Origin of the sequence: Sphingomonas pokkalii (genome assembly GCF_003096275.1) — a bacterium.
Lineage (GTDB): Bacteria > Pseudomonadota > Alphaproteobacteria > Sphingomonadales > Sphingomonadaceae > Sphingomonas > Sphingomonas pokkalii.
Map to the genome: position 1 here is coordinate 1718380 of NZ_QENQ01000001.1, position 17419 is coordinate 1735798.

Sequence of the window (17419 nt, forward strand, 5' to 3'; positions counted from 1 at the left end):
GAGATCGTTTGGATGCTTGACGGTGCGGCTGCAACCGCACATCGGTGATGGATGGCCGGTTTGCCAGCTGCGGATCTTCCGAAACCTTCGCTCCTGCTGCCGCTGGCGGTTGCGGTGTGCACCGGCATTGCCACGGCTGCGCTCATCCTGTTCACGATCGGCGACCGCATGGTCGCGATCGGCTTTCTGGCCGCAGCCCTGCTGGCGGCGGGGATCATGATCGGCGCCGCCCGCCTTTTTCGTTCCCCCTTGCATGTGGAGCGCTACACCGATTGGGCGATCGCCCACGCGCTCGCCTCCGCCAGCGACGACGCCTTGGCGGTGACGGATCGCAGCGGGCGCCTGGTCTGCGCCAATCCGCGCTATGAGGCGCTGTTCGGCGGCTGGCCGACCCCGCCAAGCCTGCCGATCGGAGAGGCGGGTGCGCAGGCGCTGGGGGCCTGCGCGCGCGCGGCATGGCGCGATGGCGAAGCGCGGTGCGGCGATGTCCATATCTTTGGCGCCAAGGTGGCCGTACGGGTCGCGCGGGTAGGCGACGATTCGCTGGTTTGGCGCTTCATCGGGGTGAACGCGCTGGATCTTGCCGTACAGATCCAGGGACTGATCGCTGGCCCCACGGGAGATCGGCTGGGCGGGGCGGGCGTCATGGTCGTGCTGGTCGCACCCGATGGCCGCATTCGATCCGCCAACCGTGTCTTCAAGCAGCGCGCGCTGGGAGACGCCGATGGCGGAGCGGAGGGGCTGGATTTCGCGCGTCTGCTCAGCACCGATGCGCGCGGCCAGATCTGGTTCGAGCGGGAAGGGCGGGAAGCGACGCCGCTGCGCCTGCTCCAGATACCGTTTCTCGATGGGGAGGATGCCCCGCTGCTCGTGGCGCTTCTCGACGAGGAACCCCTGGCGATGAGCCTGGGCGGCAGCAGCTCCACCGATGTCCGCTCGCTGATCGCGCTGCTGCCGACCGGGCTTGCGCTGGTCGATCGGGACGGCCGGTTCGTGACGATGAACGAAGCGTTCATGCGCTCGGCGAGGGTGCAGGGCGCGACCCCACCGCTCTATCCCGGCGATCTGGTGATCCGCGAGGACAAGGCCGCGCTGGCGGATGCCGTACGGCGGTTCGCGGGCGGCGCGCCCAAATCGCTCGAGATCACGGTGCGGCTGAAGGATACCGCGGAGGATCCGGTTGCCATCACCATTGCCGGTGCCAGGGGCCTGGGGGATGCGGCGGTGTTGCTCAGCCTGCGCGACATGGGCGAAGAGGGGAAGCTGAAGCGGCAGGTGGCGCAGGCGACCAAGATGCAGGCGGTGGGCCAGCTTGCCGGTGGCGTGGCGCACGATTTCAACAATATCCTCACGGCGATCATCGGCCATTGCGATCTGATGCTGATGCGCCACTCCCCCGGCGACAGCGACTATGACGATATTCAGCAGATCCGGGCCAATTCGAACCGTGCCGCCAGCCTGACGCGACAGTTATTGGCCTTTTCACGCCAGCAGACGCTGCGCCCGCAGGTCCTGCAACTGCCCGACATCATTTCGGAGGTGTCGAACCTGCTGAAGCGATTGCTCGGCGAGACGGTGACGCTGGACGTCAAGCACGGCCGCAACCTGGGGCCGGTGCGGGCCGATCCGGGGCAGTTGGAACAGGTGGTGGTGAACCTTGCGGTCAACGCGCGCGATTCGATGCTCAGCAGGAATCCCAGCGGCGGCGGATCGCTGACGATCGAAACGCTGGCAGTCTCGGCTGCCGATGTGCGGCGCATGGACGATGACGTGCTGCCGGTGGGCGATTATACCGCGCTTCGCATCTCCGATACCGGCACCGGCATCCCGCCCGAGATCCTGTCCAAGATCTGGGAGCCGTTCTTCACGACCAAGGAGGTCGGCAAGGGTACCGGTCTGGGCCTCTCAACCGTGTACGGCATCATCAAACAGTCGGGCGGCTATATCTTCGCGGAGAACAGGCCATCGGGCGGCGCGCAGTTCACTATCTACCTGCCGGTCCATGCCGCGCCGGAGGCTGCGGTGGCAAAGCTGCCGGTGGTGAAGGAAAAGCCCGCCGACCTATGGGGATCGGGCACGATCCTGGTGGTGGAGGATGAGGATATGGTCCGCGCGATCGCCGAACGGGCGCTCAGCCGCCAGGGGTATACGGTCGTCACTGCCGAAAATGGCGAAGTGGCGCTCGAAACGATCGAGTCGATGGAAAAGCCGGATCTGTTGCTGTCCGACGTCGTGATGCCGGTGATGGACGGGCCCAGCATGGCCCGCAAGGTGCGCGAGCGATGGCCGGACCTGCCCATCTTGTTCATGTCCGGATATGCCGAGGAACAATTGCGGCGTTCGATCGATCTCGAGAACGTTGCCTTCCTCCCGAAACCCTTTTCCGTACAACAACTTGCCGAAGCGGTGCGGGATATCGTGGCATCTGAATAAGTGCTTGGCACGCAATGACTTTCCTGCGAAGGGGGAAATATGCAGGGACCGCGTAACATTCTGATCGTCGAAGACGAGCCGCTGATCGCCATGATGCTGGAGGACTTCCTCGATGCATTGGACCGGGTGGCCGCCGGCACCGCGGACAGCGTGGCCGAGGCACTGGAGCGGATCGGGGCGGGGGGCATCGATGCCGCCATCCTCGACGTCAATTTGCGCGGTGGCGAACAAAGCTGGCCGGTGGCCGATCGGCTGGCAGAGTTGGGTATTCCTTTCGTGCTCGCAACCGGCGGCACGGACGACAGCATCGCGCCGAGCCACCGCGATCGTCCGGTGCTCTCCAAGCCGTTCACGCTCGACCGTGTCGACAAGGTGCTCAGCACGCTCAGCTGAGCCTGTCGGCAAGGGTTGTGCGCAGGGCAGGGGCGACGCTAAAGCCCCTGCACCATGACCGAACTCCCCAAGACCTTCGACCCCGCCGACATCGAATCCCGCTGGTACGCCCATTGGGAAGACGAAGGCCTGTTCCGCCCCGAGCGCACCGGCGCCGAGCCCTGGACGATCGTCAACCCGCCGCCCAACGTGACCGGCAGCCTCCACATCGGCCACGCGCTCGACAACACGCTGCAGGACATCCTCGTCCGCCACGCGCGGCTCAAGGGCAAGGACGCGCGCTGGGTGGTCGGCACCGATCATGCCGGCATCGCAACGCAGATGGTGGTCGAGCGCCAGCTCAATGCCGCCGGTAGCAAGCGCACCGACTTCACCCGCGAGGCGTTCGTCGATAAGGTGTGGGAATGGAAGGCGGAGAGCGGCGGCGCGATCACCCGCCAGCTGCGCCGGCTCGGCTGCTCGATGGACTGGGCGAACGAGCGCTTCACCATGGACGAGGGCTTTTCCAAGGCCGTCCTCAAGGTGTTTGTCGAGCTCTACCGCCAGGGCCTGCTCTACCGCGACAAAAGGCTGGTGAACTGGGATCCGGGCCTCGGCACCGCCATCTCGGACCTCGAGGTCGAGACCAAGGAAGTCCGCGGCAACTTCTGGCACCTGCGCTATCCGCTGGCGGACGGCTCGGGCTTCATCCAGGTCGCGACGACGCGGCCCGAGACGATGCTGGCCGACATGGCGGTCGCCGTGCATCCCGAGGACGAACGCTACAAGGCGCTGATCGGCCGCCAAGTGAAGCTGCCCATCACCGGCCGCCTGATCCCGATCGTCGGCGACGAACATGCCGATCCGGAACTCGGCTCGGGTGCGGTGAAGATCACGCCGGGGCATGATTTCAACGACTTCGAGGTGGGTGTTCGCGCCGGTATTAAAGCCGGCGAGATGCTCAACATGCTCGATGCCAAGGCGGCGATCTGCCAGACGCAGGACGGGCTGGTGCCCGCCGAGCTGATCGGGCTCGACCGGTTCGAGGCGCGCAAGGCGATCGTCGCGCGGCTGAAGGACGAGGGCTTCCTCGTGCCGTTCGTCGACAAGGAAGGCGCCGAGCACGACGCCGAGCCGCGCACGATCCAGACCCCCTATGGCGACCGCTCGGGCCAGGTGATCGAGCCGTGGCTGACCGACCAATGGTATGTCGACGCGGCGACGCTCGCCAAGCCGGCGATCGAGGCGGTCCGCTCGGGCGCGACCAAGATCGTGCCGAAGAGCTGGGAAAAGACCTATTTCAACTGGATGGAGAACATCCAGCCCTGGTGCGTCAGCCGCCAGCTCTGGTGGGGCCACCGCATCCCCGCCTGGTTCGACGCCGATGGCAAGCCGTACGTTGCCGAGACCGAGGAAGAGGCCCAGGCACAGGCGGGCGAGGGTGTTGCGCTCACCCGCGATCCCGATGTGCTCGATACCTGGTTCTCCTCGGCGCTGTGGCCGTTCGCGACGCTCGGCTGGCCCGAGAATAGCGATCCCACGCTGGGCGGGCGCTATTCGAACGACGTGCTCATTTCCGGCTTCGACATCCTGTTCTTCTGGGATGCGCGGATGATGATGCAGGGTTTGCACTTCATGCGGCAAGTGCCGTTCAAGACCTTGTATCTGCACGGTCTTGTCCGCGCGGCGGACGGCCAGAAGATGTCCAAGTCCAAGGGCAATACGGTCGATCCGCTGGGCATGATCGACAAATACGGCGCCGATGCGCTGCGCTTCTTCATGGCGGCGATGGAGAGCCAGGGCCGCGACATCAAGATGGATGAGAAGCGGCTAGAGGGCTATCGCAACTTCGCGACCAAGCTGTGGAACGCCGCGCGCTTCTGCCAGGCCAACGGCATTGCCGCCAGCAAGCAGCTTGAGGCGCCGACTGCGGAACTCGCGGTAAACCGCTGGATCATCGCGGAAACCATCGCGACGGTGCAGGCGCTGGACCTCGCGCTCGCCGATCTGCGCTTCGACGAGGCGGCGAACAGCATCTACCAGTTCGTCTGGAGCCGCTTCTGCGACTGGTATCTGGAGCTGATCAAGCCGGTGCTGCAGGGCGAGGGCGTCGACGCTGCGCAGGCAGAGGAAACCCGCGCCGTCGCAGGCTGGGCGCTCGACCAGATCCTGGTCATGCTCCATCCGTTCATGCCCTTCATCACCGAAGAGCTGTGGTCGAAGATGGGCCCGCGCGACCATGACCTGATCGTCGCGAAGTGGCCGATGGCCGATGCGCGTGCGCTCGATCCGACGGCGGCGCAGGAGATCGACTGGCTGATCCGGCTGGTGAGCGAGATCCGCTCCACTCGTACGGATCTTAATGTTCCGGTATCTGCCAAAGTTGATTTGGTTGCTTGGGCGGACACAGAACCGGAGGTTATCGAGAGGCTGATCCTGAACGAACCAGCACTAATTCGCCTGGGACGAATTCGGGAAATCAAGGCAACTAACATCGGCGTGACTGGGGCCGCTGCTCAGCTGGTATTGGACGGTTCTACGTTCGTGTTGCCACTCGAAGGCATCATCGACCTCGAAGCCGAGCGCGCGCGCCTCACCAAGGCGATCGCGGCGGCCGAGAAGGAGCGCGACGGGCTTGCCGGACGGCTCGGCAATCCGAGCTTCGTCGAGCGGGCCAAGCCCGAGGCGGTCGAGAAGGCGCGCGCGGATCATGCCGAGAAGGCGGCGGAGGCCGAGCGGCTTTCGGCGGCGCTGGCGCGGTTGGGGTAATCCCTACATCTAAGTCCCCCCTCACCCTTCCGCGCCTTCGGCGCTCCCTCCCTCTCCCACAAGGGGAGAGGGATCGGTGGCGTCCAGCTCCCTCTCCCCTTGTGGGAGAGGGAAGGGGCCACTGCCGAAGGCAGTGGGAAGGGTGAGGGGGACTGTGGTTCAGGTCGAACTGCCGCCCGGCACCATCACCTCGATCACCGCCGGCGCCACCTTCGCCGTCACCGGCGTCTTGGCCAGCACCTCGCCGTCGATCGAGATCGGCAACGGCGGCTCGGTCGCCACCCGCAACGATTGGCCGCGGAAGCTCTCCACATCCTCCTTGCGCGCCTCCAGCCGCAGGACCGAGGCCGCCCAGTTGCGCACCAGCCGCGACTTCACATGGCCCTTCACCACCTGGACGACGATCTCGCCCGAACTCACGTCGGCCTCATCGACCAGCTCGGTGCCGCCATGGAAGGGGCCGTTGGAGATCCGAACCTCCACCGCGCGTAGTCGCTGCGCATTCGGGCCCTCGCCGACGATCACCGTGAACGGCTTGAACTTCAGAAACTGGATCGCCGCCCAGCTGAGATAGCCCATCCGTCCGAACCAGCGCTTGGCGTTGTGCGGCACGGTCTGGGCGATCTGCGGCGACAGGCCGATCGCTGCGGTGCTGGCATAATAATCGTCGTTGATCATGCCCAGGTCGATGCGTTTCGGGCGCCCGTGCAGGATCGTGTCCACCGCGCCGTCCACGTCCAGCGGGATGCCGAGCGAGCGGGCGAAGCTGTTGGCGGTCCCCAGCGGCAGCACGCCCAGCGTCACGCCCGCGCCGACCAGCTTGTCGACCAGCCCGCTGATCGTGCCGTCGCCGCCGCCCAGGATCACCAGTTCCGGGCTCTTTGCCAGTGCCTTGGCTAGCGTTGCTTCAAGCTCGTCCGGCTGCTCCACGGCATGCGCATCCACCGCCATCTCCTGCCCGTGGAAGCGGGCACAGGCGCGGTCGAAGAAATCCTGGCCATGGCGGGACTTGGTATTGACGATCATCGCCGCCGAACGGAATGACATGGGGACCCCTTGAATGATGACGGGTCCGTAACGCACGGTTTTGCCGATCGGGTCCGTAGCCCCTGTTCCAGTGGACAGTTGCCAGCGACAGACCTTGTGCGTTTTTGGCGACATGCCTGTCCCCGTTCTCCTCTGGTTTCGCCGCGATCTCCGGCTCGCCGATCAGCCCGCTCTCGCCGCCGCCCTGAAGGCCGGCACCGTCCTCCCGGTCTATGTGCTCGACGACGAGACCGCGAAACACCGCGCCATGGGCGGCGCATCGCGCTGGTGGTTGCACCACAGCCTTGCGTCGCTGGATGCCGCGTTGCGTGAGAAGGGCTCGCGCCTGATCCTGCGCCGTGGTCGAAGCGAGGAAGCGCTCGCACGTCTGGCGGATGAAACGGGCGCGGACACGGTCCACTGCATCCGCCATTATGAGCCTTGGTGGCGCAATGCGGAGCGCGCGGTATCGAAGCGGCTGACGCTCTGCTGCCATGACGGCAATTACCTGCTGCCCCCCGGCGCGGTGACGAGCGGGGCGGGCAGCCCGTACAAGATCTTCACGCCCTTCTGGCGGTCGCTGCGAGATTGTCTACCGCCGGCCCCACCGCGGCCGACACCGTCTCGCATTGCCGCGCCCGCGCACTGGCCGGCCAGCGATCGACTGGAGGATTGGGCATTGCTGCCCACGGCGCCCGACTGGGCAGCTGGATTCTGCGCGGAATGGACGCCGGGCGAGGCGGGCGCGCATAAGCGGCTGCGCCGGTTCAGGGACCATGCTGCGCGCTATGACGACACCCGCAACCTGCCCTCGATCGAGGGTAGTTCGCGCCTCTCGCCCCATCTTCATTTCGGCGAGGTATCGCCTGCGCAGGTCTGGCACGCGGTGGCGGACGCGGGCGGCCAGGTGGAGGCGTATCTGCGCGAACTGGGCTGGCGCGACTTCGCCCAGAACCTGATCTGCCAGTACCCCGACTATGCCGCCAGGAACGGCCGCCCGGCCTTCGATGCCATGGAATGGCGCAGCGGCCAGGACGCCAAGGACGATCTGCGCGCCTGGCAACAGGGCCGTACCGGCTATCCGATCGTCGATGCGGGCATGCGTCAGCTCTGGGCGACCGGCTGGATGCACAATCGGGTGCGGATGATCGCGGCGAGCTTCCTGATCAAGCATTTGCTGATCGACTGGCGCGAAGGGGAGCGCTGGTTCTGGGACACGCTGGTCGATGCCGATTACGGCAGCAACGCGGTGAACTGGCAATGGGTATCCGGCTCGGGCGTCGACTCCAGCCAGTGGAGCCGGGTGATGGCGCCGCTGTCGCAGTCCGAGAAATTCGACGCCGCGGGCTATATCCGCGCATGGGTGCCCGAATTGGCGAAGCTTTCCGATGCGGCGATCCATGATCCGGAAGAAGCGGGGTGCCGACCGCGCGACTATCCCGCCAAGCGCATTAACCACCGCGAAGCCCGCGAACGGGCGCTGGCGGCGGGACGCGCGGTTCGCTGAAGGGCTTGCCCCGTGCGGTCAGGCGTGCATGAATCGGGGCATGAATGCTCCGGGGCACGATACCGCACGAGTCGCCGTCCGCGGCTCGGGGCCGCTGGCTCTCTTCGGCCATTTTTTCCACCGACAGCTCGATCGTCTCGATCGCGGCATCGGCGAAGGTAGCCTCGAAGTCTTCACGCCGGACGGCCAGGCGCGGCTGCTCGGCGGTGCTGCGGCGGGTCCGATGGCGGTGGTCACGCTGCACAGCTGGCGGGCGCTGGTCCGGCTGGCGACCGGTGGCTCGGCCGGCTGGTACGAGGCGTGGGAGAAGGGCGAATGGTCGAGCCCGGATCCCGTGCAGCTGTTCGCGCTGTTCAGCCGCAATCGCGCGGGGCTTGCGGCGCAGGCGCGCTCGCGGGGGCTATCGCTGCTGCCGCGGCGGCTGATGCACTGGATGCGACGCAACCACCGCGGCGGATCGCGCAAGAACATCGCGTTTCACTACGATCTTGGCAATGATTTCTACACGCGCTGGCTCGACCCCGGCATGAGCTATTCCAGCGCGATCTTCGCCGATACGGGCGAGGCGCTGACGGTAGCGCAGGACCGGAAGCTGCAGGCCATCCTGGATCGTACGGCGACCGGCCCCGGCGACACGATTCTCGAGATCGGCTGCGGCTGGGGTTCCTTTGCCGAACTGGCGCTGCGGCAGGGACGCAGGCTCCACGGCATCACCCTCTCCACCGAGCAGAAGGCCTGGGCCGAGGCACGTACTGCCGGAATGGAAGGCGCGGGGTTCAGCCTGACCGACTATCGCGACGTGACCGGGCAATATGATGCCGTTGCCAGCATCGAAATGGCGGAGGCGGTGGGTCGCGAATATTGGCCAGCCTATGTATCGGCCATCGCGCGGGCGCTGAAGCCCGGCGGCCGGGCGGCCTTGCAGATCATCACCTTCGACGATGCGATGTTCGAAGGCTATGCCCGCAACGTCGACTTTATCCAGACCTATATTTTCCCAGGCGGTCTGTTGCTCAAGGAAAGCGAGTTCCGCGCCCTGGCCGAGGCCGAGGGGCTGGAATGGTGTGATCGCCATGCCTTCGGGCTCGATTATGCCGAGACGCTGCGGCGCTGGCGCGCGAGCTTCGACGCAGCCGCTGCCTCGGGCTTGTTGCCTCGGCAGTTCGACGATCGCTTCGTACGGCTTTGGCGCTACTATCTGATGTATTGCGAGGGCGGGTTCCGCGGTGGCGGGATTGACGTAATCCAGATGACGTTGGTGAAGCGGACCTGACTCCGCTCAGCCGCAGCGCGCGTCCGTGATCGTGCCGGCTTTGTCGACATGGAGGTTCAGCCGGTCGACACGGAAGTCCATGGTCACCGCCGATCCTGGCTCGATCCAGCGCAGGCGCTTGGCGCCGGAACGCGCAAGGGCGTCCGCTTCGATGGCCTGGGAACGGGGTTTCCCCTTGAGGCCCAGCACGCGATTCGCATCGCACTCGACGCCAGGGGGCAGCGGTTCGGCCTTTTTCTGCTGGGCGCAGCCGGCAGTGCCGACGAGCAAGGCGATCAGGGCGACGCGCCCGATCATGACGGCTCCTCCGTCCGGGTCATCTTGAGCTTGCCGTTGCGCACCGCGAAGCCGAGCTGGCCCTCGACCAGCGCCAGCGCGTCGCGGCCGAACTGCTCGTAGCGCCAGCCCTCGAGGATCGGTAGGTCCTTGCGCACTCCGGCGGCGAGCGCCTCCAGATCCTCCGAACGAGCGAGCAGGCGCGGGGCGACGTTGACTTCCTTGGCGCGGATCTTGAGCAGCAGCTTCAGCAGGTCGGCGACCAGTGCGCCGTCCTTGCCCAGCGCCGGCTTGCGTTCCTCGCGCCCGGGCATTTCGTCCGCCGGCATCGGCTTGGAATCGGCGATCGCCGCCATCATCCGGCCGCCAATGTCGTTGCCGGCCCAGGCGGCGGAGAGCCCGCGCACCTTGGCGAGGTCGGCCTGCTTGCGCGGCGGGTTAGCGGCGATGTCGGCCAGCGTCTCGTCCTTGACGATGCGGCCGCGCGGCAGGTCCTTGCCCTGCGCCTCCAGTTCGCGCCAGCGGGCCAGGGCCTTGAGGCGACCGAGTACCTCGGGCTTGCGGCTGTTGATGCGAACGCGCTGCCACACCTGATCGGGATCATTGCGATAATGCTCCGGATCGCTGATCCGCTCCATTTCCTGGTCTAGCCATACGCCACGGCCGGTCTTGCGGAGCTTTTCCAGCATCTTCGGGAAGATTTTTGAGAGATGCGTGACGTCGGCGATGGCATAGTCGATCTGGCGCTTGTCGAGCGGACGGCGTGCCCAGTCGGTGAAGCGGGCGCCCTTGTCGACGACGATGCCGAGATAGGTGTCGACGAGGTTCGAATAGCCGATCTGCTCGCCCTGGCCGAGCGCCATCGCGGCAACCTGGGTGTCGAACATCGGGTGCGGGGTCTTGCCGGTGAGGTTGTAGACGATCTCGATATCCTGGCCGCCGGCGTGGAAGACCTTCAGCACGTCCTCATTGTCGGTCAGCAGGTCGAGCAGGGGTCCCATGTCGAGATCGGGGGACTTGGGATCGATCGCCGCTGCCTCCTTGTCGTTCGCCACCTGGATCAGGCAGAGCTCGGGCCAGTAGCTGTTTTCGCGCATGAACTCGGTGTCGACCGTGATGAAGTCGGACTGCGCGAGGCGTTTGCAGAGATCGGCGAGGGTGACGCTGTCTTCGATCAGACCATGAATGTGCATCGGATGCCCATATACCGGTCTTCGGGTTGACAAAAGTGGGGTGTGACCGGAATGCGCGCGGTCATAGTGTTTCAATATCGTCGCGCCGGCCCGGACCGGCACCGCCAAGCGTGGCGGGAAGACGCCAAGGTGAGAAGAACCGCATCATGCACGCCTATCGCACGCACACCTGCGCCCAGCTCCGTTCTACGGATGTCGGGCAGACCGTCCGCCTGTCGGGCTGGGTGCACCGCAAGCGCGACCATGGCGACCTGGTGTTCGTCGACCTGCGCGACCATTACGGCATCACCCAGATCGTCACCGACGCCAGCGGCCCGGCCTTCGAGGCGATCGAGTCGCTGCGCTCCGAATCGGTGATCACCGTCACCGGCACAGTCGTCGCGCGCGACGCCAGCGTGGTGAACCCGAACCTGCCGACCGGTGAGATCGAGGTCCGCGCCGCCGAGGTCACCGTCCAGTCCGCCGCTGCCGACCTGCCGATGCCGGTGTTCGGCGAGCAGGAATATCCCGAAGAGATCCGCCTGCGGAACCGCTATCTCGATCTGCGCCGCGAGAAGGTCCACAAGAACATCCTTCTGCGCTCGAACGTGATCGCGTCGCTCCGCCGCCGGATGATCGACCAGGGCTTCACCGAGTTCCAGACGCCGATCCTCACCGCGTCGAGCCCCGAGGGCGCGCGCGACTATCTCGTCCCCAGCCGCGTCCACCCGGGCAAGTTCTACGCGCTGCCGCAGGCGCCGCAGATGTTCAAGCAGCTGCTGATGGTCGCCGGCTTCGACCGCTATTTCCAGATTGCGCCCTGCTTCCGCGACGAGGACGCCCGCGCCGATCGCAGCCCAGGTGAATTCTACCAGCTCGACTTCGAGATGAGCTTCGTGACGCAGGACGATGTGTTCGCCGCGATCGAGCCGGTGCTGCACGGCGTTTTCGAGGAGTTCGCCGACTGGGAAGGCATGGGCCGCAGCGTCAGCGCGCTGCCGTTCAAGCGCATCCCGTACCGCGAATCGATGCTGAAGTACGGCAACGACAAGCCGGACCTGCGCAACCCGCTGGTGATCACCGACGTGTCGGACTTCTTCAAGGCCTCGGGCTTCGGCCGCTTCGCCTCGATCGTCGAGGGCGGCGACGTCGTCCGCGCGATCCCGGCGCCGGGCACGCACGAGAAGTCACGGAAATTCTTCGACGACATGAACAGCTGGGCGCAGTCGGAAGGCTTCCCGGGCCTCGGCTATGCGACGCAGAAGGACGGCGTGTTCGGCGGCCCGATCGCCAACAACCATGGCCAGGACGGCATGAAGGCGATTGCCGAGGCGATGGGCCTGGGCCCGAACGACGGCATCTTCTTCGCCGCCGGCAAGGAAGCCCAGGCCGGCAAGCTCGCCGGCCTGGCGCGCACCCGCGCTGCCGAGCAGCTGGAGCTGATCGACAAGAAGCGCTTCGAGTTCTGCTGGATCGTCGACTTCCCGATGTTCGAATATGACGAGGACGCGAAGAAGGTCGATTTCAGCCACAACCCCTTCTCGATGCCGCAGGGCGAGCTGGAGGCGCTGGAGACCAAGGATCCGCTCGACATCCTCGCCTATCAGTACGACATCGTCTGCAACGGCATCGAGCTGTCCTCGGGCGCGATCCGGAACCACAAGCCGGAGATCATGTACAAGGCGTTCGAGATCGCCGGCTATACGCAGGCCGATGTCGACACCAACTTCTCGGGCATGATCAACGCCTTCAAGTTCGGCGCGCCGCCGCACGGCGGTTCGGCCCCGGGTGTCGACCGCATCGTGATGCTCCTCGCCGACGAGCCGAACATCCGCGAAGTGATCGCCTTCCCGATGACGCAGAAGGCCGAGGACCTGATGATGCACGCGCCCTCGGCCGTCAGCGACAAGCAGCTGAAGGAACTGCACATCCGCCTGGCGCCGGGCGTCGACGGCCCCAAGGCTAGTTGAGCCGATGTCGGCGGTCATGCGCGTCGCGGTGTTCAACACCAAGGCCTATGACCGCCGCTTCCTGACCGAGGCAAATGCGCGCTTCGGGCATGACCTGACCTTCCTCGAACCCCGCCTCGATGCGCTGACCGCCACGCTGGCGGCGGGGCACGAGGCGGTGTGCGTGTTCGTGAACGACGGGGTCGACGGGAAGGTGCTGGAAGCACTGGCCAAGGCGGGCGTCCGGCTGGTGGCGCTGCGCTGTGCCGGGTTCAACAATGTCGATCTTGTCGCGGCGGAGCGGCTGGGCATCGCCGTGGTGCGCGTGCCCGCCTATTCGCCACATGCGGTGGCGGAATTCACCATCGGGCTGCTGCTCGCGGTAGACCGCCAGATTCCGCGCGCTTGGTCGCGGGTGCGCGAGAACAACTTCGCGCTCGACGGGCTGATCGGCCGCAACTTGCACGGCCGTACCGTCGGCGTGGTTGGCACCGGCAAGATCGGCGCGCTGGTCGCCCAGGCACTATGTGCCGGCTTCGGCTGCACCGTGCTGGCGAGCGATCTCCATGCCGATCCCGAGCTGGAGGCGATCGGCGTCCGCTATGTGCCGCGCGACGAGCTGCTGCGCACCGCCGAGATCGTCACGCTGCATTGCCCGCTCACGCCCGACACCTACCGGCTGATCAACGCGCAGGTGATCGCCGAGGCGCGCGACGGCCTCACCATCGTCAACACCAGCCGAGGCGCGCTGATCGACACCGCTGCGCTGATCGACGGGCTCAAGGCACGCAAGATTCGCGCGGTTGCCCTGGACGTGTACGAGCAGGAGGCCGATCTGTTCTTCGAGGATCTGTCGAACGAGATCATCGCCGACGACCAGTTCCAGCGCTTGCTCACCTTTCCCAACGTGCTCGTCACCGGCCACCAGGCCTTCCTCACCGAGGAGGCGCTGTCGGCCATCGCCGAGACGACGCTCGCCAGCATCGCCGATTTCGCGAACGGCAAGCCGCTCGCTAACCGCGTCGATGCAGCCTTGATCGCGCCGGCGCGTTGAGGCGCCCTATGACGATCGACCTTTCGGACTATGAAGCCGGTCTCTCGCTCGACGGGGACTATGAAACCGAGCTTGCCAAGTTGCAGAAGCGGCTGAGCCATATCCAGACCGCGCACATCATCCACAAGCGACGCGCGATCGTGGCATTCGAAGGCTGGGATGCGGCGGGGAAGGGCGGTGTGATCAAGCGCCTGACCGCCGAATGGGATCCTCGCTATTACGAGGTCTGGCCGATTTCCGCGCCTACACAGGAGGAACTGTCCCACCACTTCCTCTGGCGTTTCTGGCAGCGGCTGCCCGCCCAGCACAACATCGCGGTATTCGACCGCACCTGGTACGGCCGGGTGCTGGTCGAGCGCGTCGAGGGCTTTGCCAGCGAACGCGACTGGCGGCGAGGCTATGCCGAGATCAACGATTTCGAGGCGCAGCAGGTCGATAACGGCGCGACGCTGGTGAAGATTTTCCTGCACGTCACGCAGAAGACCCAGGACAAGCGCCTGCGCGACCGGCTGACGCATCCGTGGAAGCGGTGGAAGACCGGCGCCGAGGATTTCCGCAACCGCGCGCGTCGCGCCGACTATCTCGATGCGATGCACGAGATGTTCCACGAAACGAACACGCCGCACGCACGCTGGACGGTGATCGATGGCAATCACAAGAAGGCAGCCCGCATTGCCGCGCTGACGGCTATCGCCGAACAGCTGGAAAAGCACGTGCCGATGGTCCCGCCAGAGCTCGACCCGGAAGTCGTGAAGGTGGCGACGGAAGCGCTGGGGAAGTTCTGAGTTTCCCCTACCTTCGTTTCCCTCCCGCTTGCGGGGGGTGGGGGGAACGGGGAGTTTGGGAGTGCCGGCGCGGGCCAAGTCGTCCCCCACGCCCCCTCCCGCAAGCGGGAGGGGAGCGCAGCCTTAGAAGGTCGAGCTACGCCGCGGCAAACGCGCCGTTTTCGTCCATCACATGCAGCATACCGTCGGCGATTGCGAAATAGGCGCCGTGGATGGTGAGATTGCCTGCCGCCTCCCGCTCCGAGACGAAGGGGAAGGTCCGCAGGTTTCGCATCGATACACGGATCGTTTCGTGCTCCATCGCGCGCACGGCTTCCGGCCCTTCGCCATATTCGGCACGAACCTTGTCCCGGGCCTCGTCCAGCATATCGACCCAGTGCGCGATGAATCCGCCTTCGCCCTGCTCGGCATCGGCGAAGCGCTGGGTGAGCGCCGCATGCGCACCGCCGCAGGCCCCATGGCCCATGACGACGATCTCCTCCACCTTGAGTTGCGTCACGGCGAACTCCAGCGCGGCCGAAACGCCGTGGCGACCGCCATCCGTCTCGTACGGCGGCACGAGGTTGGCGACGTTGCGCACGACGAAAATTTCGCCGGGCGACGTATCGAAAATCTGTGCCGGGTCTACCCGGCTGTCGGAGCAGGCGATCACCATCACCCTCGGGCTCTGCCCCTCAGAAAGCTCGGCCCAGCGCGCACGCTGCTGGCTCCAGCCTTCGTTGCGGAAGCGGTGATAGCCGCCGATCAGTTCCTGAAAATCTGCCATTCGTTTCGCCTATCCATCCTTTTGCAACTTGTCGACGGAGACAACGCCCAGACTCCGCATGCGCTCCCTGCAACGCCATGCGCAATTTCCGGGACTGGCGAAACGCGTTCGGGCGCTCTATCTGCCCCCCATGAACGAGCAGACTCCGCTGCCGCGCCCCGAGCGCGTCCGCAAGCCCGACTGGATCCGCGTCAAGGCCCCCACCTCGGAAGGGTTCGCCAAGACCCGCGCGCTGATGCGCTCCAAGAACCTCGTCACCGTGTGCGAGGAAGCCGCCTGTCCGAACATCGGCGAGTGCTGGACCAAGAAACACGCGACGGTGATGATCCTGGGCGACGTCTGCACGCGTGCCTGCCGCTTCTGCAACGTCAAGACCGGCATGCCGCGCAAGGTCGATCCGCTGGAGCCCCAGCACGTCGCCGAGGCGGCGGAGCAGATGGGCCTGGAGCATATCGTCATCACCTCGGTCGACCGCGACGACCTGCCCGATGGCGGCGCCAGCCAGTTCGTCAAGGTGATCGAGGCGATCCGCAAGGCCAGCCCGACCACCACGATCGAGATCCTGACGCCGGATTTCCGCAACAAGCACGAGGCCGCCGTCGAGGCGATCGTCGCCGCGCGACCGGACGTGTACAACCACAATCTGGAAACCGTCCCCAGGCTCTATCCGATGATCCGTCCGGGCGCGCGCTATTATGCGTCGCTTCGGCTGCTGGAGACGGTGAAACGGCTCGATCCGTCGATCTTCACCAAGTCCGGCATCATGCTGGGTCTCGGCGAGCAGCGCCTCGAGGTCCATCAGGTGATGGACGACATGCGCTCGGCCGACATCGATTTCCTGACCATGGGCCAGTATCTCCAGCCGACGCCGAAGCACGCCAAGGTCGAGGAGTTCGTGACCCCGCAGGCGTTCCAGGCGTACGGCGCGATCGCTCGAGCGAAGGGCTTCCTGCAGGTCGCCTCGTCCCCGCTCACGCGCTCCAGCTATCACGCCGGTGAGGATTTCGCCGAGATGCGCGCGGCCCGCGAGGCCAAGCTGGCAAAGGCGAGCGCCAAGGCCTGATGCCCAAGCACAGCGAAACCCGGCATCTCCCCTATACGCCGGAACAGATGTTCGATCTGGTGGCGGACGTGGCGCGCTACCCCGAGTTCCTGCCCTGGGTGAGCGCGATGCGCGTCCGCTCGTCGAGCGACACCCAGGTCGTTGCGGACATGATCGTCGGCTTCAAGGGGCTGCGCGAGACCTTCACCTCCCGCGTCGCCAAGGTGCGGCCGGAGAGCATCCATGTCGAATATGTCGACGGGCCGCTCAAGCACCTGTCCAACGATTGGAAGTTCCGGCCGGACGGGCAGGGCGGCTGCTATGTCGATTTCTGCGTCGATTTCGCGTTCAAAAACCGGGTGTTCGAGATGCTGGCCGGCCAGGTGTTCGATCGCGCGCTCCGCAAGATGATCGGTGCGTTCGAGGAGCGCGCGGCCAAGCTTTATGCGGATTCGGGTTCCTCTGCCGGAACCTCGGGCGACGGCATCAACAGGTCGAGCGCGCACAACGCCGCCTGAAGGCGGATGCCGCCACGGCCATTATCCTCGAAATGCCGCGCGTCGGCGACGACGTGCTTGGGATCGGCACCGCGGATCGCCTGGGCGAAGACGACGGTGCCGACCGGCTTGTTCTCGGTCGCCCCGCCAGGGCCGGCGATGCCGGTGATCGCCACCGCGACGTCGGCCTTGGTCCGCTCCAGCATGCCCTGCGCCATGCTCCAGGCGACCGCGATCGACACCGCGCCGAAGGTTTCGAGCACGTCGAGGCTCACCTTCAGCACGTCCATCTTGGCGTCGTTGGAATAGGTGACGAACCCGGCGTCGAAGACGTCGGACGAACCCGGCAACTCGGTGAGCGCGGCGGATACAAGACCGCCGGTGCAGCTTTCGGCAACGGCGACACGGCGACCGGCAATCCGGTTTGCGTCGATTACGTTGCGCGCGGCTTCTACGAGCTCTTTGGGAAGAATCGTGTCCATAACGGCAGCCCCCTTG

Annotated in this window: 15 protein-coding genes; 10 read left to right on the forward strand and 5 right to left on the reverse strand. The window is 65.8% G+C overall.

The window, feature by feature from the left end:
• Nucleotides 1–51: 51 nt before the first annotated feature.
• From DD559_RS07790 to DD559_RS07800, 3 genes are read left to right on the forward strand one after another with little or no spacing between them, the layout of a single operon-like run.
• Nucleotides 52–2433: a hybrid sensor histidine kinase/response regulator gene (locus DD559_RS07790; RefSeq protein ID WP_116468680.1), complete on the forward strand. Its 2382-nt coding sequence runs from the start codon at nt 52–54 to the stop codon at nt 2431–2433.
• A gap of 39 nt (nt 2434–2472) precedes the next feature.
• Nucleotides 2473–2826, forward strand: coding sequence for a response regulator (locus DD559_RS07795; protein WP_116468681.1), 354 nt, complete (start codon nt 2473–2475; stop codon nt 2824–2826).
• 54 nt (nt 2827–2880) lie between these two features.
• Nucleotides 2881–5574, forward strand: coding sequence for a valine--tRNA ligase (locus tag DD559_RS07800; protein WP_116468682.1), 2694 nt, complete (start codon nt 2881–2883; stop codon nt 5572–5574).
• A 159-nt stretch (nt 5575–5733) separates the two neighbouring features.
• Here DD559_RS07800 and DD559_RS07805 read toward each other — a convergent pair whose 3' ends face one another.
• Nucleotides 5734–6621 carry a diacylglycerol/lipid kinase family protein gene (locus DD559_RS07805; protein ID WP_116468683.1) on the reverse strand — a complete coding sequence of 296 codons (888 nt, stop codon included), beginning with the start codon at nt 6619–6621 and terminating at the stop codon, nt 5734–5736.
• Nucleotides 6622–6733: 112 nt separating this feature from the next.
• Between DD559_RS07805 and DD559_RS07810 the strand changes: the two genes are divergently transcribed.
• Both DD559_RS07810 and DD559_RS07815 read left to right on the forward strand, forming a co-directional pair.
• Nucleotides 6734–8107 (forward strand): cryptochrome/photolyase family protein, encoded by a 1374-nt coding sequence (locus tag DD559_RS07810; protein ID WP_116468684.1) that lies wholly within the window; start codon nt 6734–6736, stop codon nt 8105–8107.
• Nucleotides 8108–8147: 40 nt separating this feature from the next.
• Nucleotides 8148–9380: an SAM-dependent methyltransferase gene (locus DD559_RS07815; protein ID WP_116470787.1), complete on the forward strand. Its 1233-nt coding sequence runs from the start codon at nt 8148–8150 to the stop codon at nt 9378–9380.
• Between the two features lie 6 nt (nt 9381–9386).
• On the opposite strand, the gene DD559_RS07820 is transcribed toward DD559_RS07815, so the two are convergent.
• Nucleotides 9387–9677, reverse strand: a complete 291-nt coding sequence (locus DD559_RS07820) for an I78 family peptidase inhibitor (protein ID WP_116468685.1) — start codon at nt 9675–9677, stop codon at nt 9387–9389.
• Nucleotides 9674–10849, reverse strand: coding sequence for a ribonuclease D (gene rnd / locus DD559_RS07825; RefSeq protein ID WP_116468686.1), 1176 nt, complete (start codon nt 10847–10849; stop codon nt 9674–9676). The genes DD559_RS07820 and rnd overlap by 4 nt, the downstream gene beginning before the upstream one ends.
• 146 nt (nt 10850–10995) lie before the next feature.
• On the opposite strand from rnd, the gene aspS reads away from it, so the two are divergent.
• The 3 genes from aspS to DD559_RS07840 are packed head-to-tail and all read left to right on the forward strand — an operon-like array spanning nt 10996 to nt 14616.
• Entirely contained in the window at nt 10996–12798 is a 1803-nt protein-coding gene (aspS, locus tag DD559_RS07830) for an aspartate--tRNA ligase (protein WP_116468687.1), read from the forward strand.
• A gap of 16 nt (nt 12799–12814) precedes the next feature.
• Nucleotides 12815–13831 carry a 2-hydroxyacid dehydrogenase gene (locus DD559_RS07835; protein ID WP_116468688.1) on the forward strand — a complete coding sequence of 339 codons (1017 nt, stop codon included), beginning with the start codon at nt 12815–12817 and terminating at the stop codon, nt 13829–13831.
• A gap of 8 nt (nt 13832–13839) precedes the next feature.
• Complete coding sequence (locus DD559_RS07840) at nt 13840–14616, forward strand: polyphosphate kinase 2 family protein (RefSeq protein ID WP_116468689.1); 777 nt, start codon at nt 13840–13842, stop codon at nt 14614–14616.
• 136 nt (nt 14617–14752) lie between these two features.
• On the opposite strand, the gene DD559_RS07845 is transcribed toward DD559_RS07840, so the two are convergent.
• Nucleotides 14753–15382, reverse strand: coding sequence for a carbonic anhydrase (locus tag DD559_RS07845; protein WP_116468690.1), 630 nt, complete (start codon nt 15380–15382; stop codon nt 14753–14755).
• A 130-nt stretch (nt 15383–15512) separates the two neighbouring features.
• Here DD559_RS07845 and lipA point away from each other — a divergent pair, with 130 nt between their 5' ends.
• Together lipA and DD559_RS07855 are read left to right on the forward strand one after the other, a co-directional pair.
• Entirely contained in the window at nt 15513–16445 is a 933-nt protein-coding gene (gene lipA / locus DD559_RS07850) for a lipoyl synthase (protein ID WP_116470788.1), read from the forward strand.
• Nucleotides 16445–16942 (forward strand): type II toxin-antitoxin system RatA family toxin, encoded by a 498-nt coding sequence (locus tag DD559_RS07855; protein WP_116468691.1) that lies wholly within the window; start codon nt 16445–16447, stop codon nt 16940–16942. The genes lipA and DD559_RS07855 overlap by 1 nt, the downstream gene beginning before the upstream one ends.
• On the opposite strand, the gene DD559_RS07860 is transcribed toward DD559_RS07855, so the two are convergent.
• On the reverse strand, nt 16867–17403 hold the full coding sequence (locus tag DD559_RS07860; protein WP_116468692.1) for a CinA family protein: 537 nt from the start codon (nt 17401–17403) through the stop codon (nt 16867–16869). The two genes, DD559_RS07855 and DD559_RS07860, sit on opposite strands and share 76 nt — an antisense overlap.
• Nucleotides 17404–17419 lie beyond the last annotated feature (16 nt).